At 45.3% G+C, this 21420-nt stretch carries 18 protein-coding genes; 6 read left to right on the top strand and 12 right to left on the bottom strand.

Features of this window, described 5'->3' with window-relative positions; translation table 11 throughout:
- Positions 1-14: 14 nt before the first annotated feature.
- From H509_RS0114515 to H509_RS0114490, 6 genes are all read right to left on the bottom strand, one after another.
- The gene (locus H509_RS0114515; protein ID WP_028545725.1) at positions 15-659 is read right to left on the bottom strand and encodes a response regulator; all 645 of its coding nucleotides are present in this window, start codon (positions 657-659) and stop codon (positions 15-17) included.
- A 318-nt stretch (positions 660-977) separates the two neighbouring features.
- Positions 978-1670 (bottom strand): YkyA family protein, encoded by a 693-nt coding sequence (locus tag H509_RS0114510; RefSeq protein WP_036697822.1) that lies wholly within the window; start codon positions 1668-1670, stop codon positions 978-980.
- A 30-nt stretch (positions 1671-1700) separates the two neighbouring features.
- Positions 1701-2561 carry a polysaccharide deacetylase family protein gene (locus H509_RS0114505; RefSeq protein WP_051287176.1) on the bottom strand — a complete coding sequence of 287 codons (861 nt, stop codon included), beginning with the start codon at positions 2559-2561 and terminating at the stop codon, positions 1701-1703.
- 699 nt (positions 2562-3260) lie between these two features.
- Positions 3261-4244 carry a D-2-hydroxyacid dehydrogenase gene (locus tag H509_RS0114500; protein WP_028545722.1) on the bottom strand — a complete coding sequence of 328 codons (984 nt, stop codon included), beginning with the start codon at positions 4242-4244 and terminating at the stop codon, positions 3261-3263.
- Positions 4245-4282: 38 nt separating this feature from the next.
- A complete protein-coding gene (locus H509_RS0114495) occupies positions 4283-6415 on the bottom strand; it encodes a DNA topoisomerase III (protein WP_028545721.1) in 2133 nt (710 codons plus the stop codon).
- A 309-nt stretch (positions 6416-6724) separates the two neighbouring features.
- Positions 6725-7513 (bottom strand): SDR family oxidoreductase, encoded by a 789-nt coding sequence (locus H509_RS0114490; RefSeq protein WP_028545720.1) that lies wholly within the window; start codon positions 7511-7513, stop codon positions 6725-6727.
- Between the two features lie 246 nt (positions 7514-7759).
- On the opposite strand from H509_RS0114490, the gene H509_RS0114485 reads away from it, so the two are divergent.
- The 4 genes from H509_RS0114485 (at position 7760) to H509_RS0114470 (ending at position 10332) form a co-directional block, all read left to right on the top strand.
- The gene (locus tag H509_RS0114485) at positions 7760-8347 is read left to right on the top strand and encodes a class I SAM-dependent methyltransferase (RefSeq protein ID WP_028545719.1); all 588 of its coding nucleotides are present in this window, start codon (positions 7760-7762) and stop codon (positions 8345-8347) included.
- A gap of 136 nt (positions 8348-8483) precedes the next feature.
- Positions 8484-9209 (top strand): TraX family protein, encoded by a 726-nt coding sequence (locus H509_RS0114480; protein ID WP_028545718.1) that lies wholly within the window; start codon positions 8484-8486, stop codon positions 9207-9209.
- 151 nt (positions 9210-9360) lie between these two features.
- Entirely contained in the window at positions 9361-9837 is a 477-nt protein-coding gene (locus H509_RS0114475) for a glutathione peroxidase (protein WP_028545717.1), read from the top strand.
- Positions 9838-9849: 12 nt separating this feature from the next.
- Positions 9850-10332, top strand: a complete 483-nt coding sequence (locus H509_RS0114470; protein ID WP_051287174.1) for a MarR family winged helix-turn-helix transcriptional regulator — start codon at positions 9850-9852, stop codon at positions 10330-10332.
- A gap of 92 nt (positions 10333-10424) precedes the next feature.
- Here H509_RS0114470 and H509_RS0114465 read toward each other — a convergent pair whose 3' ends face one another.
- Complete coding sequence (locus H509_RS0114465) at positions 10425-11327, bottom strand: hypothetical protein (RefSeq protein ID WP_028545715.1); 903 nt, start codon at positions 11325-11327, stop codon at positions 10425-10427.
- 148 nt (positions 11328-11475) lie between these two features.
- On the bottom strand, positions 11476-12870 hold the full coding sequence (locus H509_RS0114460) for a TraB/GumN family protein (protein WP_028545714.1): 1395 nt from the start codon (positions 12868-12870) through the stop codon (positions 11476-11478).
- Between the two features lie 237 nt (positions 12871-13107).
- Between H509_RS0114460 and H509_RS0114455 the strand changes: the two genes are divergently transcribed.
- Positions 13108-13734 (top strand): nitroreductase family protein, encoded by a 627-nt coding sequence (locus H509_RS0114455; RefSeq protein WP_028545713.1) that lies wholly within the window; start codon positions 13108-13110, stop codon positions 13732-13734.
- Positions 13735-13846: 112 nt separating this feature from the next.
- Here H509_RS0114455 and treR read toward each other — a convergent pair whose 3' ends face one another.
- The 4 genes from treR to H509_RS25415 form a co-directional block, all read right to left on the bottom strand.
- Positions 13847-14578 carry a trehalose operon repressor gene (gene treR / locus H509_RS0114450; protein ID WP_425414234.1) on the bottom strand — a complete coding sequence of 244 codons (732 nt, stop codon included), beginning with the start codon at positions 14576-14578 and terminating at the stop codon, positions 13847-13849.
- A gap of 54 nt (positions 14579-14632) precedes the next feature.
- Positions 14633-16324: an alpha,alpha-phosphotrehalase gene (gene treC, locus H509_RS0114445; RefSeq protein WP_028545711.1), complete on the bottom strand. Its 1692-nt coding sequence runs from the start codon at positions 16322-16324 to the stop codon at positions 14633-14635.
- A gap of 350 nt (positions 16325-16674) precedes the next feature.
- Complete coding sequence (gene treP / locus H509_RS0114440) at positions 16675-18111, bottom strand: PTS system trehalose-specific EIIBC component (RefSeq protein ID WP_028545710.1); 1437 nt, start codon at positions 18109-18111, stop codon at positions 16675-16677.
- 304 nt (positions 18112-18415) lie between these two features.
- Entirely contained in the window at positions 18416-19264 is an 849-nt protein-coding gene (locus H509_RS25415) for a VOC family protein (protein ID WP_036697553.1), read from the bottom strand.
- Positions 19265-19530: 266 nt separating this feature from the next.
- Between H509_RS25415 and H509_RS25410 the strand changes: the two genes are divergently transcribed.
- Positions 19531-21369, top strand: coding sequence for a glycerophosphodiester phosphodiesterase (locus H509_RS25410; RefSeq protein ID WP_051287173.1), 1839 nt, complete (start codon positions 19531-19533; stop codon positions 21367-21369).
- Positions 21370-21420 lie beyond the last annotated feature (51 nt).

The raw sequence follows: 21420 nt of genomic DNA, 5'->3' as shown, positions 1-21420 counted from the left end.
AATTCCATCATTGATTAGAAAAGCCCCATTTTTTTAGCTTTGTCCACCAGTTTTTTGGAGTTATTTGTTCGCCATCCTAATTTTTTTGCGATTCGTTGAAATTTGTTGCGCACCGACTGAAGCTCCATCACTTTTTTGTCTGCGATTTGAGAAAAATTAAGCCCTCTGTCAAAATATTGTAGCAAATCTTTATCGTCTAAACTGAGCTTATTGATCAAAATTTCACGATAAGTCCTTCTCATCTGCTCTCGTAAAATGTTTGAGGCAGACGCGTGAATACTCGAATGATTGCCGTAAGCTTCTCGAATGGCTAGTGGAATGTCAAGATAGTTGTCCTTGAGGATGTAATTGTAAGCACCGTTGATGAACACTTCGGCTACTAGTTCTGGTTCGATGCAGCCGGATAATACGATTATTTTAGCGTTCCTGTCATAGTAATAAAGATCTAAAATAGTATCAATACTGTCCTGCTTATTATAATCTAGCTGAATATCCATCAAGATTACGTCCACACGCTCCTGCGCGTATAGCGCTAGCGCAGCTTCCCTTGATGTGCACACCGAAATAAGCTGAATGTCGGCTTCCTTCTCCATTTGAGCAAGTAATACACTTCCCCATGCCGGATCGTCCTCTAATAGCAGCACTTTAATGTTGTTCATTGCACATTCCTCATCTTTGCAATGTAATAGTTAAAACGGTGAAACTTTCGTTATGTAGGAAATGAGTAACTATAAACTAACAACATCAGGCAACATGGTGTGTATATCTGGAAGATAGGTCTCAGAAGTGTATCACGAGGTGTAGGTAATATAGGTAAAAGTATTACGTTAATGTAGGGATTAAAAATATTATCAAGGGAATGACACATATAATCAAGTGTTTTAGGACCTAAACAGCATAAAAATTATTTCTTTTGGTAAAGTAGGCGACAATACTTCGATTGCACAGCTATCCATAACCCAAAAAAAGAAGGGTATTCACCCTTCATTCGCCTTCTCTTCCGCTGCTCCTGAAGAAACGACTTGTGTAGGTTGAATACCCGCTGCTGTATAAAACGTCTGCTTTTTTTCATTAAATTGTTTCGTAAAATCATTAAATTGCTGTTTCAGTTGTTCAACCTGCTGAAATACTTGATTGCGAGCTGCAACTGATTCTTGAATCGATTTGATGCTTGTATCCGACGTTTTTAGCGCCTCATATACCGATTTCTCCGCTGCAATCCATTGCGAATACTGTTTGTGCAGTGTTTGGAATGTTTCATATCGTTTCGTATATGCGGTAATGACTTCATCCGCCTGCTTCTTCAACTGCTCATCCTTTAGCTTATCTGCCGACTTCGTAAAATCAGAAGCCAGCTTGTAGCCTGCATCCAGCTGAAGCTTCGCATCATCAAGTGCCTTCTGACGATCCTCTAAAGCCTTGGACGTATTCTCAATAAGTGCCTTCACGTTAGCGTTGCTCTGTGCACCATTAGTCAAAATATTACCATATTGGTTCTGATCCTTCGCTTCAAGCAGCTTTAACTGCTCAAAGGAAGCAGGTACTGTCGTCTCTAATGCAGATGCCTTCTCGATTGCATCAAACAACTGCTGTGTCGGTGCCGTACCGCAGCCTGCAAGCGCAACGACAAGTGATAGCATCATAGCCGTCGTTGCGACCAACTTCTTCATAGCTGTCAAACTTGTTCCCTCCTATCCCGATTAAAGACGCTCATCTTTGTGGAAATTACATACAAAATGAGCATTCGGGTTGTACACTTCAAATTCATAGCCTTCCGAACGAATATAATCGATGACTTGCTGCAATTGGTTCAGCGTTTGCTTCCGATCATGCATCAATATCACTTCAGTATCCTCTGTTAATGTAGCCTTCACTTGCGCCAAAATTGCAGATGGATTGTTCGCATATTTCCAGTCCAATGTATCCAGCGTCCAGTCCCACATCTTAAAGCCAGCGTTAGCAATATCGGTCCGGAAACCTTCTTTAATCTGCGGTGCACTGCCATAAGGAGCACGAATCAATATCGGATTAAATCCAGTTACTTCCTTTACAATGCCCTGTGCTTCTGTAAATTCATCAATAAAATTTTTGCTGCTGCCGCTCTTGTATAACTTTGCAAAATTATGAGTCATACTGTGCAGTCCCGGGTAGTGTCCTTCTTCAAACATTCGTTTAACCTGATCCGGATTGTCTCGCATGTTATCACCGAGCATAAAGAACGTTGCCTTAATATTATTCTGCTTTAATACGTCCAAAATCTCACCTGTGTGACTATTCGGCCCGTCATCAAATGTCAAATAAGCCACTTTACGCTTCAAGCCATTATATAAAGTAGGCGATTGCTTCTCCTTTGCAGCCGTTGCAATGACCGCAACCTCTGTCACAACCGTCGACTTCTGCTCTGAAGCCGCGTTAGCCGTTGTTCCCCACAGACTTTGTCCTAGCGAATAAATGCCGACTCCTATCGCTATGATCAAAAACAATAAAATGGTGCGTCCTATTAACTTCTTGTTTCTTCGCTGACGTCGGCGGCCTACCGACACGACGTTACGTCCTCCCATGTTGCAGCTCACTTCCTTTATAAACTTGTTTCGACTAAAAAAATAGCTTTCGACAATATACTATATCTCAATTCTACCAGATGGGAATGACAGATTCATTACAAGAGCACTAGATTCGACAACAAAAGAAATACAATGTTGTTACTAAATGGAGAGCTAAATATGCTTATGACTGTAAATGCAAGGATATCATTTCCACGCGTTGTTAGTTTGTGTCAAAAATAGCGCACGGGCGCGTTCCAGTCTCAGGAATGACGCCCCAGCTTAGTTTCCTAGTTTGATCCCCCTTGCTGTCGAAATCAAACGATACATACAAAGTTATACAAGATATGTGAGTCTTTTGTTACGGTATTGGAGGTGAAAGATTTGTGAAATGGACATGAACCGGTGACAAATACGCTAGAAAATGAAACTACTAGCCCTTATAGCAAAAAGATCGTACACGTCCTATAGAAGTAATGATATAAGTGATGAGCCAGATTACGAGGGCATCTGCTGCATATTGTGGACGATGTCACTATTTTAAAGCTGTTTTAGTTGTATGTGATTCAAACCAAAATGTGCAAACAATTAGGGTTGATTGGAACATTTCGCGGTTAGGAACAAACTAAAGCACCTTCACATCCAATTCAAGCTTTGGATATGAAAGTGCTATGTAGTTACTACTATTACAGGGTCAAATGCCTATCCTCTATTCTGCTAGCCAACTGTGTGGATAGGGCTTCCCACCAAATAGGCCTGGATGTTATCAGCCGCAATCTGTAATAATCTCCGCCGTGCATTTTGTGCCGCCCATGCCATATGAGGGGTGATGATAGCTTTTTCTTGCTGTAGCATAATCTGCTCCTCAGCAGGTGGTTCTACTGACAGCACATCCAACAAAGCGGCGGCTAACCGTCCTTGTTGAAGCGCATCCGCCAAATCGGGTTCGTTTACGAGTGGCCCGCGAGCCGTGTTGATCAACACCGCAGAAGATTTCATCTGCGCAATAAAATGCCGGTCGACCATTTCCCGTGTGTCCGCAGTTAGTGGACAGTGGAGCGATACGAAATCCGAGCGATAGAGCAGTTCCTCTTGCGGTACCGCCTCAACATGCGGAAAAAGCATCACATCTGGCGGACGTCTGGTCGAAACGAGTACATGCATGCCAAAAGCGTGTGCTAATCGGGACACTTGCTGTCCAATACGACCAAAACCGATGATGCCAAATGTTTTTCCTGCCAATTCCACCTGTGGGGAGAGCCAAAAACTAAAATCAGGCTGTCGGGTCCAACGGCCACGCTTCACGGCATCGTCGTGACGTTCAATGCGATGGCACCAGGAGAGTAGCAACGCCATCACGTACTGCGCGACCGCATCAGTACCATAAGATGGCACGTTGGTTACAACTATTCCTTGCTGCCTAGCAGCATGCACATCCACAACATCGTACCCCGTCGCCAACACACCGATATATTGCAGCTTCGGCAACTGGGCCAGTTCTGTGGGACCAAGTGTTGTCTTATTGGTCAGAACGATATTAGCCTCGTGAGCTCGCGCCACAATTTGGTCCGGAGCTGTTCTGTCGTATACATCCATTCGAACCTCATCAAGTGTCCCTTTGCCTGCCGCCGCTGATCGAATCATCTCCCAGCTCAAATCACCGGGATTAACGGTATAACCATCCAGAATAACAATATTCACGATGTCCCCTCCCTCCACTACGAACAACGAACTGCCCATTATTCCGATTGCTGTTTTTCCAGTGCAGCCTTTAACAAGTCGCCCAAGTTAGAGCCAATCGACTCCTGCTTGCTAAATTGCTGTACGAGCTTACGCTCCTCGTGCTTACGCAACTTTCCGCCGCTTGCGTCCAGTTTCTCCACGAAATTACAAGGTAAACATTGAAAAAATTTACCGGCCTTCCCTTGCTTGATTTCCATCTTTTTATGACAGGTTGGACACCGTCGATTAGATAACTGCTTCTCCGCTGAACGCTTATATTCGCACTCTTTGCTAGAACAAATGAGCACTTTCCCTCGTTTGGTCTTACGCTCCATCAGCCGTGCATTACAGTCCGGACAATGGCTGTGTGTTAAGTTGTGAGGTTTATATTCGGCCTCGCTCTGCTTCACGCCCCTCACCAATTGCTCGGTCATCTGCCGGATGTGGGCCATAAAGTCACCCGATCGACGGTCACCACGAGCGATACGTTCAAGCTCCTGCTCCCACTTTGCTGTTAATTCCGGTGTGCGCAGTTCCGAGGATACTAGTTCAATCAACTGCTTGCCTTTGCCTGTCGGCTTCATCTGATTGCCAACACGCTCAATCGTATCACTCGAAATAAGCTTCTCGATAATATCCGCACGTGTAGCGGGAGTTCCCAGACTGTGCTTCTCCATCTGTGTTAATAACGTCGCCTCCGTGTAACGGGCAGGCGGCTTCGTGCGATCGCGCTGCGCATATACACGCTTCACTGAAATTTTGTCGTTCTGCTGTAATTGAGGCAGACGTTCTTGATCACGTTGTTCCACCTTATGAATCTGTTCCTCGTCTAGTTCATGCCAATCGTTGTCATACGCCTGTCGCCAGCCGTTATCCAGCGTCGTACGCCCCTTGGCCGTAAAAGTCTCATTCCCAATTGCTAAAGACAACGACACTTGTTCATACACCACAGGTGACATAAACAAAGAGAGGAATCGGCGAGCAATTAAATCATACAGCTTGCGCTCTTCATTCGTGAGCTGTGAATAACGAAGCGGCTCATCCGTAGGAATAATCGCATGATGGTCGGTAACTTTGCTGTCGTCTACAATTCGTTTGGTGACAACTAACTGCGTCCGTTTTAGCTGCTTAGCTAACGCAGCGTATGGACCGACAGCCATCCCCTCCAGCCGATCCTTTAGCGTACCAACCATATCGGAAGACAAATATCGGCTGTCTGTGCGGGGATAGGTTACTACCTTATGCTGTTCATACAATCGTTGCAGCACATTAGAAGTCTGCTTCGCCGAGAAGCCATATTTGCGATTCGCATCACGCTGTAGTTCGGTCAAATCATAAGCAAGCGGATGCGGCTCCTGCTTCTTCGTTTTGTTGATCTCCTTCACTATAGCTTGCTTGCCTGACAATTGCGCAGCCTTCTGCTGCGCTTGTGTCAAATCAAACATTCGGGCGTCTCCGCTGCTTCCACGCCACATCGCTTCAAAACCACCGCAATCCGCTACAAGCAGATCAAATTCCTGCGAGCTAAAGTTGGCGATTTCACGCTCGCGGGTCATCAGCATGCCCAATGTTGGGGTTTGAACCCGACCAGCTGACAATGGGGTCTCAAACTTGCAGGTCAGCGCTCGGGTCACATTTAGGCCGATCAGCCAATCCGCTTCCGCTCTACAGCGAGCAGACTCATACAGCCGATCAAAGTCTGTTCCTGGCTTCAGCTTACGGAATCCTTCACGAATGGCTTTATCTGTCTGAGACGAGATCCACAGCCGCTTAAACGGCTTGTTCCACTTCGCCATCTGCATGATCCAGCGCGCAAGCAATTCTCCTTCACGAGCCGCATCTGTAGCTACGATCAACTCCTTTACGTCGCCACGCTTGCACAACTGCTGCACAGCCTTATATTGATGTGCCGATTCACGTAATACGGTCAGCTTCATCCGCTCAGGCAGCATCGGAAGATCTTCCAGCTTCCATTGCTGATACTTACGATCATAATCCTCCGGTTCCGCCAGCCCGACCAGATGACCGAGCGCCCAGGTCACAATATAATCAGGGCCTTCAATATAACTTTTATGCTTCGTGCTGCAACCGAGTACCCTTGCAATTTCACGTGCTACCGAGGGTTTCTCTGCCAATACTAAAGATTTCATACGTTCTCCTTCCACTACACGCACATGATGTATTTACTTCCTATGTTCTACATTCATTCCTATTGTTGAAATCGTGTGGATGCACGTTATGTATCGCAAATGTTGGCCTGAATACCCTACATACATCCCGTTTCTATCTAATCTGAACTACGTTGTCATCGCAGCGTATGCGCCAATAAAGGCAGCCTTCCCACACGCGTATCCCTCATTATATCATGCAGCACATATCGTTGACCTGACGGCGGCTCGGGCAAATGCGAACAAACATCAAACATAGAAATGCTGCGTCAGCTTGGTTTAATGTCCAGATTAAAGTGCACGTACCGCCCCGCCATCTACCAGAAACGCTTGTCCCGTCATATAACTATTTGCTGGTGAAGCCAGAAAAGCAATCAACCTTCCCATTTCCTCTGGTTGACCATAACGCCCTAAAGGGATTAATGCTTTTTCCCGCTCCTCAATAAATGATGGATCAACACCTTCACAATTTGCGACCAGCTGGTCCAGTTGAACTACACGATCCGTCGCATATCTGCCAGGTCCCACTGTGTTGATCAGAATTTGATCCCGCGCCAAGTCAGGCGCAAGTGTTTTGGCTAATCCAAGCACACCTACACGAAATGTAGATGACAGCATCAAAGCTTCAATTGGCTGCTTATGTGTGCTAGAGGTCATGTTTACGATTCGTCCAAATTGCTGCTTGCGCATGTAAGGGAGAACGGCACGAATCGAGCGCACATAACTTAGCAGCGTTAACTCGAATCCTTGTTGCCATGCCTCGTCGCTAAGCTGATCAAACGTGCCTGGTGTCGGTCCGCCGCAGTTATTGATCAAAATATCAATGCGTCCACGCTGCTCCAGCGTGCTAGCAACGATGCGCTCAATATGTTCCGCTCTTGTAATGTCTCCCTGAACCACAATAGCCTTGCTTCCGGTTTGCGCCAATATTCGGGCCTCTGCCTCATGTATTAACGCACCATGTCTGCCCACTAGCGTAACCAATGCGCCTTCTCTGGCTAGCTCCTCAGCAGCTGCGTATCCTAAGCCCTTGGAGGAAGCCAGAACGATAGCAACTTTGCCTTGCAATTGCAAATCCATAATATGCACCTCTTTTGAATGGAATGGGTAACACAGTAATCGTCTGGCTCTAGTTTAGGCTATTACACCATTTGGAGCCACCTTCATCTATCCGACTCTATCCCCTGAGCAGCACAATCGCTTACTCCGTGCCTTGTGCAAACGAATCATGAATGAGCTGAACGTTCATGTGACAAGCTAAGCTAATGCAGCATTTTAGTTCTAGTATGTCAATGTCACTTATAGTTGGAGGACAACCGTTTGAAAATGCGGATGGACAGCAATCAAAAGAAACGTAAGGTATGGCGAGACACAGTTGCCTTTTTTTATAAATTTATACGGCACCCTCATGAGATCGGCAGTCTCATACCTAGCTCAGAGGCGCTCGCAACTGCGATGACATGCTGCCTAAGGAGTACCAACGTAACTAGAGTAGCCGAACTTGGTGCAGGGACGGGTGTATTCACGCGTCATATTATGGGTCAGCCCCAACTGGTAAAAGCGCTCATATTTGAGAAGGACCCCGATATGAGAGCAGTTTTATGTCAGCAATACAGCAAAGCCGTATGTGAAGAAGATGCCACGCAACTTACCCGAATAATGAAAAGAGAGGGCTTGAAAGAGCTGGATGCGGTCATTAGCGGTCTTCCATTTGCTATGTTCACAGTAGAGCTCCGCAAGCGGATTTTGGATGAGGTCGATGCAGCACTTGCCATTGACGGCTTATTTATTACGTTCCAATATTCCTTACAAATGAAAGCGATGCTTGCTGAACGTTTTGATATGGAACGCATCCGATTTGTGCTGTGGAACTTTCCCCCCGCATTTGTGTACTGTTGCCGCAAACGGCGTTAATGGACTATCCCTATACGTCATGGCTTGTAGCTCGGTCGTCATTCGTTTTATGATGGGAAAAAGACGAACGGCTATCAGACTCGTGTGCAGTCACACTTGTACGCAACGCCGTATCCGCAGCAAAGGAGCTTTAGCAATGCGGTTAAACAGCTTCCATTTAAAAATAATTGGTCTAATACTTATGATTGTAGATCATATCCATCAATTCATCCCAGGTATGCCTGTATGGATGAATTGGATAGGACGCATCGTAGCACCAATATTCTTCTACTTAGTTGTCGAGGGATTTTACAAGACAAGCAGCAGAAGACGCTACATCAGCAGAATGCTAACAGCTGCTGTGGTAATGGCGATTGGAAGTCAGCTTCTTATGTTCCTCTGGCCGAATCCACAATATCCGATCTTTAATAACATCTTTCTGTCGCTTGCTTTTGCCCTCCTTCAGCTCACCGCACTAGAATGGACACAAACAAGCGGTCGGACAGAACTCGGAAGTGTATTCATTCTACTAGCTTCAATCGGGGGTTTAATGTCGGAAGCCTCCTTGCTTGGTGTAGCAAGCGTATTTATTTTTTATACTTTCCGTGACCGAAAGTCATCGCTGATCGCTGCATACCTACTAACTATCCTCACGATTAACATCGGACTCGATCTGACTGCATTGCCTTGGGCAGAAGTATTTACGTGGGATAATCTTTTGTATGTCAACTACCAGTGGATGATGTGCGGAGCAACTATACTGTTTGCGTTATACAACGGAGAACGTGGATATCAGGCTCGTGGGGCTAAATATATGTTCTACGTCATCTACCCCCTGCACATCTGGCTCCTTTATGGGATTAGCTGCGCCCTAGTGAGCTAAACTCCTTTTTAAAATGGAGAGAGCTCGAGTAGATCCCTCTGCATCCATTTTAAATTGTGCACAATTGAATTTAGAACAATTTATGTGTATACTATACATATTACATGCAATCAAGAGCATTTCAAATATTCAAGCAAAAGGAGAGGTTATTTTGTCTACTATTTATGATATTCACGTTCACAAACCAGATGGCGAAACGCAATCTATGAACGACTATAACGGAAAAGTGCTGCTAATCGTCAATACAGCAAGCAAATGTGGATTTACCCCGCAGTTTAAGGAGCTGCAAGCACTCTATGAGCAATATAAAGAACAAGGACTTGTTGTCTTAGGCTTCCCTTGCGATCAATTTAACAATCAAGAATTTGATAATATGAAGGAAACGATGGAGTTCTGTCAGCTGAATTTTGGGGTTAACTTCCCGATGTATGCAAAGGTAGATGTAAAAGGGGAACAGGCTGCTCCCTTGTTTGCGTATTTGACACAAGCTAAGAAAGGGCTGCTCGGTTCCGATATCAAGTGGAACTTTACTAAGTTCTTAATTAACCGCAAGGGTGAGGTAGTAGACCGTTATGCGCCACAAACCAATCCCGCGAAGCTGGCAAAGGATATCGAAAAGCTGCTATAAGGGGCATTCATCATGCAACAGTTTACACAAAATAAGCTTACTCCAGCTACGGATGAGCAATTCGTCTTGGACCATCAATTGTGCTTTATGCTTTATTCCGCTTCACGAGAAATGACCAAGCTCTATCGGCCCTTGCTGGAGAAGCTTGATCTGACTTATCCGCAATATTTGACCCTGCTTGTATTGTGGGAGCAAAATGGAATAACTGTCAAAGAGCTGGGACAGCGTCTCTATCTGGATTCAGGCACGCTGACACCACTCCTCAAGCGTATGGAAACGCAAGGTTTGTTGAGCCGTCAGCGCGATAAAACAGATGAACGCAAAGTAATTATTACGTTAACGCAGCGCGGCCACTCCCTCAAGGAGGAAGCGCGCTGCATACCAAGCGCGCTGTACAGCCAGGCAGGCCAGTCACCAGAGGTGCTTGCGCGTTTGTTCGCAGATATGAAGGAGCTGCTCGCTCACCTGCATCAGGCCAACCTGCGTCAAAACTAGCTTGATCTGTGTAGAAACTGTATCTATCGCAGGCTGCACTGTTACCGTTATTACGAGAACGCAAGACGAGAAGAGCATTCGTCTTGCGTTTTTTATTGTAGAACTAGCAGCCCGTAAGCACGCAAGGTACGAAGCGCTTGAAGGGTTAGAATTCCCTGCCATTCTCGTTTCGCTTGCGGCCAATCTGCTTCGTATTGTCCCCATGACCATGCGGGATGCCACGATCCATCTGGCTGCTGCTGGTGAATCAAATGCGCCAGATTCATGGGAAGTACAGCTGCGAATCGTTCATAGTAAGCAGAATCCGGACTATCGGCAACTTGCAGCGGTGTGAGGCAGTATCCGTCCCAAGCCTCTGGATCAACAACGACACATTGCTCTACCATCGTTTCAATCTGTGGTTGCAGGTGTTCCAGTACCTCCTTCGGCAAACGAGCAGCCATCCGCAATGTACACAGCAGCTCATGGAATTCGTTCAAAGGCGAACGATCCAACAAATATTGTACGGCATGTTCCGTAATCTTCTCCCTGAACTCCATCGCAACGTGAGGGAATTCATAAAGGTAACCGACAATTTCCAAGTTCGGATTCCCCCATCCATCGTAAATATCGCGATAATCCCACCAAGGTGCACGTGGATGCTCCTCTACCTCGTCGGGTACGATGTTCCATCCTTGCTTGCCCGTCTGATATGCATCCAGCAAATAGGTAATCGCATCGGCTGCTAATGGATGCTCTACGGGCAGCTTCACATATGACATCGTTTGCAGCGCGACCGTAGTAGCGATAACCGATGAATTGTTCATTCGGATATCCGGCTCCAATGCACGGCCAAACCCACGATCTTTATTTTGAAATAAAGCTAACTGCTCTATAACCGCATCAACGGAACCCGCTTCAAATTCCCACTCATATAGCACCTTTTCTAACGGCCGCGCTTCCTGTTTAAGAAACAAAACCGCATTTTTCGCCTGCTCTGACGACCACGTTTCCATAAGTGCTGCCTCCTTTATCTCCTGCTACCAATTTAAAATGATTCCCTAAACGAGTACAACTATACCTTACTAAATAGGATGAACAAAAAAAGAGAAGCGTCCCTTCGTCATCTTGGATAACGTAGAGCAGCTTCTCTTGCTTGCTGGTTTATTGCACAAACTGTATATCGTAACCTTTGGCCTTTAATTGATCAATGATCATATCTTTAATAACAAAATGGCCTGCACCGACAACTACAAAATGAGTGGAAGAGCCTTCTTTGTCCAGCAGTTCCATCAATTTCTTCGCCATATTGGTATCGCGTTCACCGAACAAACGCTGAGCCTGCTCGCTTTGCACCATCTCTTCCGAGCTAGTGAATGACTTCGTAAATTGCTCCAGTTCACCTTTGGCCCATTGCTTCTGCCATCCCTTAAACATTGCTAGCATTTCGTCCGATTTGCCCGTCGGTGTTAGAACCTGATCCAACGCTTCATTCAGTTCCTTCTCTTGCACCGCAGCCGGCACGTTGTTAAAGAGATCACCTTGCAGTTTTAATCCTTCAAGTTCATGGATTGGCTTGCCCGTTAACAAGGCAGAGGAAGTAAAGTACATATCAATACCTAGTGCAGCCGCTTGCACCGACTCCTCAGAAGAGCTTGACATCATCGACGTCGAGAGATTGTTGGAGATTGCCCACGGCTTAAACGTATCAAATACCTCTTTTGGCAAGTTTAATTTAGTGAGTACCTTCTGTAATTTCTCGTACGTTTCCTTTGAGATATGATCACTCAACTTTGTACCGTCCGTGTAGGACATCAATTGGGTGAAGCTCGCCAGTGCGTCTGGATTCCCTTGCAAATCCACCTCTACCCAGAGTGAATCCGATTGTTTAAATGCATCTCTTACTTTCTTTTGCATCGGATACATTACAGGATCACCCAAGTGAATAGAGCCTAGCAAATACATTGTATTTTTACCGTGTGTTGCTTTCCAAAGCAGTCCTTTTGCCCCGCCTCCGACAGCATCATAAGCATATTCCACCAGTCGGCTAGCTATAACCGCTGCATGTTCGACCGTGCTTGGCTTATTCAGATCAAGCCCTTTGCCTGTTCCATTAATTATGCCTTTCGTCTGCAAATACGCAATTGGCTCGTATTTATCCATTTCTAGCGTCTCAGGCCATTCATACTGTGCCAACACACTGTATACGGAAGTCATAACTGTTTCTCTAGTAATTACTCCTGTAACTTTAGGTGCAGCATAACTATGTTTTTTCGTTAATGCCAAAGCATCCAACTTTGAAGATGTTGCTGCTATAAGAGATTGAAACTTGTCTTGTGTAATCGGTTTCTGGAATGTACCGTCATAATACCACGTCAGTGGGAATATGCCGTACTTCTCCCCCTCATTTAAAACTTTGATCGACCACGGGCTAATTTGTGGTACAGAAGCAGACGCTTCATTTGCTTGTACAGGTACGACGATCCCCAGCATGGCGACTAGTGCAATTAAGCCGCTAGCCACACTACGCTTCAACATATTCCATTTGCTAGACTTCACCAAAATTCCCCTCTCCATAGAATATATGTAATTTAAAACACCCTTACGATTATAGCTCAGATCGATTTAAAAATACAAGAAAAGTAAGGAATTTTCCCCTATTAACGAGGCTATGTTCAATTAATGTAACAACTTAGTGAATTTTATTTAACTACTTACTTTTTTATAGTTTATATGATATACTGTAACTAATCTACTTCTTGTAATCGAAAATATACATATTAAGGAGTTTGCCCTATGCATACATTTGAAACTATCGTCAAGGATCGCCGTTCCGCCAATAAATTCAAGACCGATATTGAAATGAGCAAGCAAGATTTTGAAGACATTTTTTCATTAACCAAGTATGCACCCTCTGCCTTTAACCTACAGCATACTCGTTACATTGCCATTACAGACCGCGAGAAGCTGGATCAAATATATGAAGCCGCCAACAAACAGTACAAAGTCAAAACGGCTTCAGCTGCAATTCTCGTGCTTGGCGACACGCAAGCACACAAGCAAGCCGCCAGCATTTATGAAGGCATGCTGCATCTTGGCATATGGACAAAGCAAGAGTACGATATGAATGTTCAGAACACAACACAATTCTATGAGCAAAGAGGCGAGACGTTCCAGCGTGAAGATGCTATTCGAAATGCAAGCCTATCGGCCATGCAGCTCATGCTTATTGCCAAGGACAAGGGCTGGGATACTTGCCCGATGATCGGCTTTGATCCTGAACTTGTGTGCTCCATTCTAAATGTACCTGATACCCATGTGCCAGTCATGTTGATTACGATCGGAAAAGAGGACACAACCAGCCGCAGACTACGTGGATACCGCAAGCCTGTCGGGGAGTATGTCAGCTATAATGCCTTCTGATCCCTTCCACAATCGTCTTTATATACAAACCGGATAATCCAATATTTATAAAGGCAGCCTGCTATTCATTGTAGTCAATGAATAGCAGGCTGTTGTTCGTATAACTCGCAGCCTACATTCTGCGTGCCACATCAGAAAAATAAAACTTGTCCAGACGATGACGTGATTCCGTATATTCAAACTGTGTGCCATCGTATAAATACGTAAAGTTCTTGACGACTACAACATAGTCTGTACCATTCAAATCCAAATAACGACGATCATCTTCCCCACACGGCTGAACCTCTATGACACGATGCGCATAGCTGATTTGCAGTTGAAGCTGCTGTTCAATGTACGCATAAATAGAGTCCTCTGCAATCTCTTTAGTTAATTCCGTAATTATATCGGTCACAAAATAATTGATGTCTAATATGACATTTTCATTTTCCGTCCGTCTAACACGTTTGATCAAATGCAAATCTGTTTTTGCTTTCACGCCAAGCAGCTTGGCTGTCTCCCGATCCGCCTTCAGATGTAACATCTCTTTTACATGAGTCGTAAAGCCCCGCTTTAGCCTTTCATTTGCTTCCTTGAAGCTGACAATTCCGCCAAAGCTAAGCTCGATATTTTTCTTACGAGTAACATAAACCCCTTTGCCGTGTATCTTCTGAACGTAGCCGCGCTCCTGAAGCAGATCCACTGCTTTGCGCACTGTACCGCGACTCGCCGCATAACCCTCCATCAATTCCGTCTCCGATGGAATTTTGACACCATCTTTCCATTTACCATGCTCGATATGCTGAATAATTTCATCCATAATATGTTCGTACTTGCTCACGACGCTATCCCTCGTTCCTGCCAACGTTCTGGTTGGAACTATCGTATCATACTCCTACCGTCCGAATCATCTGCACCGTTATTTTTTAAGATAATATACGATCGATTCATAAGGTCTTAATTGGATAGATTCAAAGCATGAAGCCTCTGCTTCTGGTGCTGCTGCCGTATGTTCGTAATTGCTTAGCAGCAATTTACAGTTCCATCCCTCATACACGTTCTGTACCTCTTCATGCAGCGCAAAAGAAGCTGCCTTGCCGTAGTAGTTGTTAAGCACAATCAGCGCTTCGTGCTCCATCACTCTTGCATACGCCCATACTTGCTTGTCGTTCTGGTCCAGACGTTCGTATTTCCCAAATGTAATGACCGGCATCTCATGGCGCAGTTGAATGAGCTTCTGATAATAATAGAACACAGAATTAGGCTGTGAGAGTGCATTTTTCACGTTTACCTCTTTATAATTTGACGCAGCTTGAATCCACGGCTCATGCTCAGAGAAACCCGCATACGCTGAATCGTCCCACTGCATAGGGGTACGAGAGTTGTCACGCGACTTCTGCTGAATGGCGGCCATCAATTCATGTAGTGGCATCCCCTCTTTACGCTTGAGCTCATATATATTTAACGTCTCTACATCACGATAATCCTCGATGCACTCGAACTTCGGATTGGTCATGCCAATCTCTTCTCCTTGATAAATATAAGGTGTGCCCTGCAACATGTGCAGCGAAGTAGCCAGCATCTTGGCTGACAGCTCCCGATATTCGCCATCTTCGCCAAAGCGGGATACGATACGCGGCTGGTCATGATTACACCAGAACAGCGCATTCCATCCTCCACCTGCATACATGCCTTCCTGCCACTCGGACATAATTTGCTTTAACTGTTCAAAATCAAACGCAGCCTGCGACCACTTTTCTCCATTTGGGTAATCCACCTTTAGATGGTGGAAGCTAAACGTCATCGAGAGTTCTCCGCGTGCAGGATTTGAGTATTTAATACAGTTATCAATAGAGGTGGAGGACATCTCTCCGACGGTTATAAGGTCCTTACCGGCAAACACCTCACGGTTCATTTCCTGTAAATATTCGTGTACACGTGGTCCATCCGTATAATACTTGCGTCCATCTCCAGCCACTCCGTTTATGCCGATATCATCTGGAAATGCCTGATCCTTGGAAATGAGATTAATAACGTCCAGACGAAAGCCTGTCACACCCTTTTTCACCCAAAAGCGCATCATGTCATACACCTCACGGCGAAGCGCTTCATTTTCCCAATTTAGGTCCGCTTGTGTTGTATCAAATAAGTGCAAATAGTGCTGACCTGAGACTTCGTCTTTTGCCCATGCCGAGCCTCCGAACTTGGACAGCCATTGATTGGGCTTATCCTGCCAGATGTAGTATTCGCGATACGGCCCCGCCTGATTTGAAATCGCTTCACGGAACCAAGGGTGATCCGTAGACGTGTGATTCACAACAATATCAAGCATAATTCGAATACCGCGCTGCGCCGCCTCTGCCACCAAGCGTTCAAAATCCTCCATCGTGCCGTAGCTCTCATCAATCGTAAAATAGTCGCTGACATCATATCCATTGTCCCGCTGTGGCGATTTGTATATCGGCGTCAGCCATATATAATCCACGCCAAGCTGTTTTAAGTAGTCAAGCTTCATCGTCACACCGTTTAAATCGCCCGTTGCTCTCCCGCTGCTGCTCTTAAAACTCTTGGGGTAGATTTGATACACCACCGACTTGCGCCAATCATCCATCACCAACGCCTTCTCATGATCAGAACCTGCTACACGGTCCGTTGACAGTATTGGTTTCGCTCCCTGCGTGTAATCCATATCCGGTCACTCCTATCTCTATACTTATCCAATTGTCGAAGACGCTCAGGTCTCCCCTCACATTCCGACCTATCTCTATTTGTTGTTGTTCTAGTTGTAACGGTTCAAATTAATATACCTATAACCCATATACGCTAACGCATATAACTAACGTAAACATGTGTTGTCCAACTGACATGCACCAACTTGTAGCACTATCCCTCTAACAAAAGGGGCTATCCCTCATGTCCTGCGACACTTTCGGGACAGCCTATAACGTAACAGAACAATTATTATGCCTTATTGTTTAATCGTTTGGAACGTGACAGTACAAAGGTCATGACGACTGGGATTACAACGGCAATCACCATACCAACAAAGAAGCTGGCCATCGATTGAGGCATAATCGAGATAAATGCCGGCAAACCGCCAACCCCGATTGCAGGTGCAAGTACATCATTTAACGTAATAAATATGGCAGCTGTCGCTGATCCGATAATAGCCGCATAAAACGGGTACTTATTTGACAAGTTGACCCCAAACATGGCTGGCTCCGTGATGCCAAAGTAAGCGGACAAAGCGGACGTTGACGCCATGCTCTTGTCATTTTGCTTTTTCGCGATCCAAAACATAGCCAGTGCAGCGCTGCCCTGTGCAATATTAGAAAGGGCAATCATCGGCCAAATAAAGGTACCGCCATTTTGTGTAATCAATTGAAGGTCAATCGCAATAAACATATGATGCATTCCCGTTATAACTAGCGGTGCATACAGTGCCCCGAACAGCAAGGCGCCTAGCACGGGTGCAAAATCAAATACGTATACGATTCCGTCTGCAAGCAAGTTACCAATATGTCTTGTTACAGGGCCGATAATTCCAAGGGCGAGCACGCCTGTCACCACAATTGAAGTAATCGGTACGACTAGCAATTGAATTGCGCTTGGTACACGTTTCTTTAACCACAGTTCTACTTTACTTAATACATAAGCCGCTACTAAAATCGGCAATATTTGTCCCTGATAACCTACTTTTTCAATAGAAAACCATCCTAAAATATCGAAATAGGGCAATTTAGCTCCATCTAAACCTGCCGCTGCCTGACCATAGTTCCATGCATTAAGTAAATCGGGATGAACGAGCAGCAATCCGAGCACGATCCCCAAAATCTCGCTGCCGCCGAACCGTTTGGTTGCAGACCATCCGACCAGAGCTGGCAAAAATACAAAAGACGTATTCGCCATCATATTAATGAGGTCCCATACCCCTTGTAAATTCGGATACACCTCAAGCAAGTTTTTACCTGCAAAGAAGAGATCCTTGGCACCAATCAAGTTATTTAGTCCCATCAGGAGGCCCGCTGTAATAATGGCCGGTAAAATAGGCATAAACACGTCAGAAAATATTTTGACTAGCTTCTGGAGCGGGTTCAGTTTCTTAGAGCCCATTTCTTTCACGTCTGCTACTGTAGCTGACTTCATCTGTGTGAGTGCGATTAATTCCGCATACACACGCTCCACCTCGACAGGCCCAATGACGACTTGGAAGACGCCGGCATTCATAAATGCACCCTTCACCAGTGAAACCGATTGCAATTGTTCCAATTGAATTTGCGACTCGTCTTTAAGTGCAATCCGCAGCCGTGTTACACAATGCGCAGCTTGTTCAATGTTGTCTTTGCCACCAAGATACTCTATGACTTGCTCAGCCGTCTCACGGTAATTTTTCCCCATTGATGTCATCTCCTCTTCCATTACCCGCTTGTGGCAACAGCCTGCTGTTACCGCTTACAAGGACATATTAACTCGTATATACATGTTTGTCAACACTTATATATACGAGTTGTGGAGCTGCAATTTCAGTGGTTAACCCACTCTGCTACCTCTTCATTCAACTACCTTCCATTCAATATCCTCGTTTATGTATAAGTTATGTCTTTTATACACAAAAACACCTTGCCTGTAATCATAAATGAGCTTCCCATTTACAATTCGGCAAGGTGTTAGTGCTGTCGCTGTATTTCATTATGTGATGTATTTACGTTGTTCGAAGTTCGATGCGGCTGCCCGTAGTATCGATTATAGTCGGATGCACAGTGGATGTATCTACCATAATATCAAGCTGCCGCAGCCTAGCGATCGTCTCATTCAGCACTGCTGAATCAGGGAACAATAACGAATACAAATACAAGCCCGTGCTATTTGCAGGTGGTCGTTCCGATCCTGCCCAAGTATTTAAGCCAATATGATGATGATACCCGCCAGCAGCAATAAACAGCGCGTGATCAGCCATACTCATCTCTATTTTAAATCCTAACTGCCCAACGAAGAACTGGTTTGCTTCCTTCAAGTCGCCAACGTGTAGGTGAATATGGCCAATAATCGTCTGTTCTGGTAAGCCAAGCCATGACTCGTTTCCTGCCGCAGCTCGGAGCAGGTCTTCTACTTGAAGTGCTCCAGTCGTGCCTACCTGCTCCACTCTGCCCTCCCATTCTGAACGAGGACGATCCGCATAAATTTCAATGCCGTTTCCTTCAGGATCGTTTAAATATAAAGCTTCGCTGAAGCCATGATCTGAGGCCCCCTGCGTAGGGACCTTCTGCTCCGCCAAGTGCAATAGTGCACGTGCCAAATCTGCACGATCCGGCAGTAATATGGCAAAATGGTACAGCCCTGTCGTCCGCTGTGGCATTAAACTAAGGCCCTCACGCTGCTCCAGCACTAGCAAAGGCGTGTGGCCATCAGCAGTAAAGGTGACCTTTTGGGCTTGTTGTTCAGTAACTTTAAAACCAATCACATCTCGGTAAAAACGTGTCATGTTGTCCAAGTTAGCAACAAGTAAGTGCACGTGGCCAATCCTTACTTGGGGGTGGATAGATGTTGTCATCAGAGGGTGCCTCCTTTTAGTAGCAGCTATATCGTTATGTTGATCCCGTTTGAAAGGCTGAAGCTAAGTCCCTTCTCCTTCAGGATGCACAATCCATATTAAAGGTGTAAACCAAATAAGTTACTTTTCGTAAGTAAGTATATAATAGTTATTGAAATAAGTCAACTCAACTGTTCACTTTTGCACATTTTTTGGCATTTTTGACGATTAAGTTTATAATGAAGTTAGTGTGCAGAAATTAAAATAATGAGGGACTGTATTTATTCATGGCTAGATTACGCAACAAAAACAAACGTCCTCGGTTCCAAATGACACGACAATTGTTTTATGTATGGAAACATGCGGGCCGCTCTTTTATTATGTTTGAGCTTGCTTACAAGCTGCTGACGGTTGGGCTGTTTGTCCCCTTTTTATCGATCATTTTTAATCAAATATTAGATCTCGGTGGCTTCCAGGCGGCGGCTAATCATGATCTGCTTCGGTTTGTATTCAGCCGCTACGGGCTGTTAAGTTTAATTGTGATCGCGCCCCTCGCTTTTATGATTATCTATACCGAATTTGCAGTTCTTATTTATATCGCTTATTACGGTATACAAGGGCAGCGCGCTCGTATTCGTTCGGTCTTACTCCAAGTCATATCTCGATTGCCCAGACTGCTTGGTATTGGTAGTATCGGTGCAGCCGTATATTTGCTCCTACTGTTTCCACTGCTTGATATCGGTTTCGGCGCATCACTGCTGCCAAGCATTAGAGTACCCAACTTTGTTACTGGCGAACTCATGAAAAGCTTATGGGGACTTGCCGTTCTTGGGGTATTTCTAACTATCGTATTGCTGTTTAATTTACTGTGCACGTATGCGCTGCCTATTTTAGTGTTGGAACACAACGGACGTTTCTGGACGACATTCAAGAAGAGCAGCCGTATGTTCTGGCGCAGCAAATGGACGCTGCTTCTGACGATGCTGGAATGGCTAGTCATAGGCATTATTGGAATTATAATCGTATTTTTGCTGCTGATCGGTATTATCGTTTTGTTTAGCTTCATTTCTGAGGAGTGGGCTAACGAATTGGCTTTCGGTTTTATTATTAGTGTCGGGGTGTATGCTTTGTCATTGGTGTGGACCCCGCTGTTTATGACCAATTTAACCTGCTTGTATGTCAAATTTGCGAATCCGTACGATGTTAACGTCCATATTGACGGACTGGATGCCTCGGTGCAGTGGGAACGGCGAAACGTGCAAAATCGTACCTTTATACATCGGCATCGTCGTAAATTTGCAACGTTTAGCATGCTGCTGCTATTGACAGTAGGATGGGGGATTACAGCAACGCTGACCGACTGGGGAGAGGCAAAAGATGACTTTGTCATTATGGCCCACCGTGGAGACGTACGCTCGGGTATCGAAAATACATCCGCTGCCTTTGAGGGAGCTATTCGGGCAAACGCGGACTATATCGAACTCGACATTTTACAAACCAAAGATGAGAAGCTTGCCGTTATTCATGATATTAATCTAAAGCGGCTGTCCGGACGAAATGTAAATGTATACGACCTTACGTTAGCGGAACTCCAGCAGATCACGCTCAAGCAAGATGGTGATGGTGCTCGAATATCCTCTCTTGACGAGGTCATTGAACAGACGAAAGGACGGATCAAGCTTAATATTGAGCTCAAGACACACGGTAAGGAGACCCCGACTTATGTAGCAACTGTTGTTGATACGTTGCGCAGGCATGAAGTCGCATCTCAAGTTATCCTCCAGAGCCTTGATTACGACCTCGTCACGCAGCTTAAAGCGTTAGATCCACAGCTCAAGGTAGGATATATTATTTTTGCTACCTTTGCTGACTTGAATCGATTCGCATGTGATTTCTTTGTTGTGGAGGAAACGTTTGTAAATGCCAGACGGATTGCATCCGCAAAGCTAGCTCATAAGCCGATCTATGTCTGGACAGTCAACGACGTGGAATCTGTTGAGCATTTTTACACACTCGGTGTTGACGGCATTATTACGGATATGGCCGCTGAGGCCCGTGAACGGATTGATTTGCTCAAGCCACCAGATGACCGTTCCTCTGCTTCGACCATCTCTATCGGTCAATAACGCCTATCACTCGAGCTTCTGAGCGCATAGAGGGGAATGTATGCTGTAATA

Origin of the sequence: Paenibacillus taiwanensis DSM 18679, from assembly GCF_000425125.1 — a bacterium.
GTDB classification, from domain to species: Bacteria; Bacillota; Bacilli; order Paenibacillales; family Paenibacillaceae; genus Paenibacillus_B; species Paenibacillus_B taiwanensis.
This window is presented reverse-complemented; position numbering and strand designations above follow the sequence as displayed.

Coding starts and splice junctions, on each gene's coding strand:
- H509_RS0114510 (WP_036697822.1), bottom strand. CDS start 1,670: ATGAAGAAGTTGGTCGCAACGACGGCTATGATGCTATCACTTGTCGTT.
- H509_RS0114470 (WP_051287174.1), top strand. CDS start 9,850: ATGCAACAGTTTACACAAAATAAGCTTACTCCAGCTACGGATGAGCAA.
- treC (WP_028545711.1), bottom strand. CDS start 16,324: ATGGATGATTGGCGCAAGTCGGTGGTGTATCAAATCTACCCCAAGAGT.
- H509_RS0114465 (WP_028545715.1), bottom strand. CDS start 11,327: ATGGAAACGTGGTCGTCAGAGCAGGCGAAAAATGCGGTTTTGTTTCTT.
- H509_RS25415 (WP_036697553.1), bottom strand. CDS start 19,264: ATGACAACATCTATCCACCCCCAAGTAAGGATTGGCCACGTGCACTTA.
- H509_RS0114480 (WP_028545718.1), top strand. CDS start 8,484: ATGCGGTTAAACAGCTTCCATTTAAAAATAATTGGTCTAATACTTATG.
- H509_RS0114490 (WP_028545720.1), bottom strand. CDS start 7,513: ATGGATTTGCAATTGCAAGGCAAAGTTGCTATCGTTCTGGCTTCCTCC.
- treP (WP_028545710.1), bottom strand. CDS start 18,111: ATGGGGAAAAATTACCGTGAGACGGCTGAGCAAGTCATAGAGTATCTT.
- H509_RS0114455 (WP_028545713.1), top strand. CDS start 13,108: ATGCATACATTTGAAACTATCGTCAAGGATCGCCGTTCCGCCAATAAA.
- H509_RS0114515 (WP_028545725.1), bottom strand. CDS start 659: ATGAACAACATTAAAGTGCTGCTATTAGAGGACGATCCGGCATGGGGA.
- H509_RS0114485 (WP_028545719.1), top strand. CDS start 7,760: ATGCGGATGGACAGCAATCAAAAGAAACGTAAGGTATGGCGAGACACA.
- H509_RS0114505 (WP_051287176.1), bottom strand. CDS start 2,561: ATGGGAGGACGTAACGTCGTGTCGGTAGGCCGCCGACGTCAGCGAAGA.
- H509_RS25410 (WP_051287173.1), top strand. CDS start 19,531: ATGGCTAGATTACGCAACAAAAACAAACGTCCTCGGTTCCAAATGACA.
- H509_RS0114495 (WP_028545721.1), bottom strand. CDS start 6,415: ATGAAATCTTTAGTATTGGCAGAGAAACCCTCGGTAGCACGTGAAATT.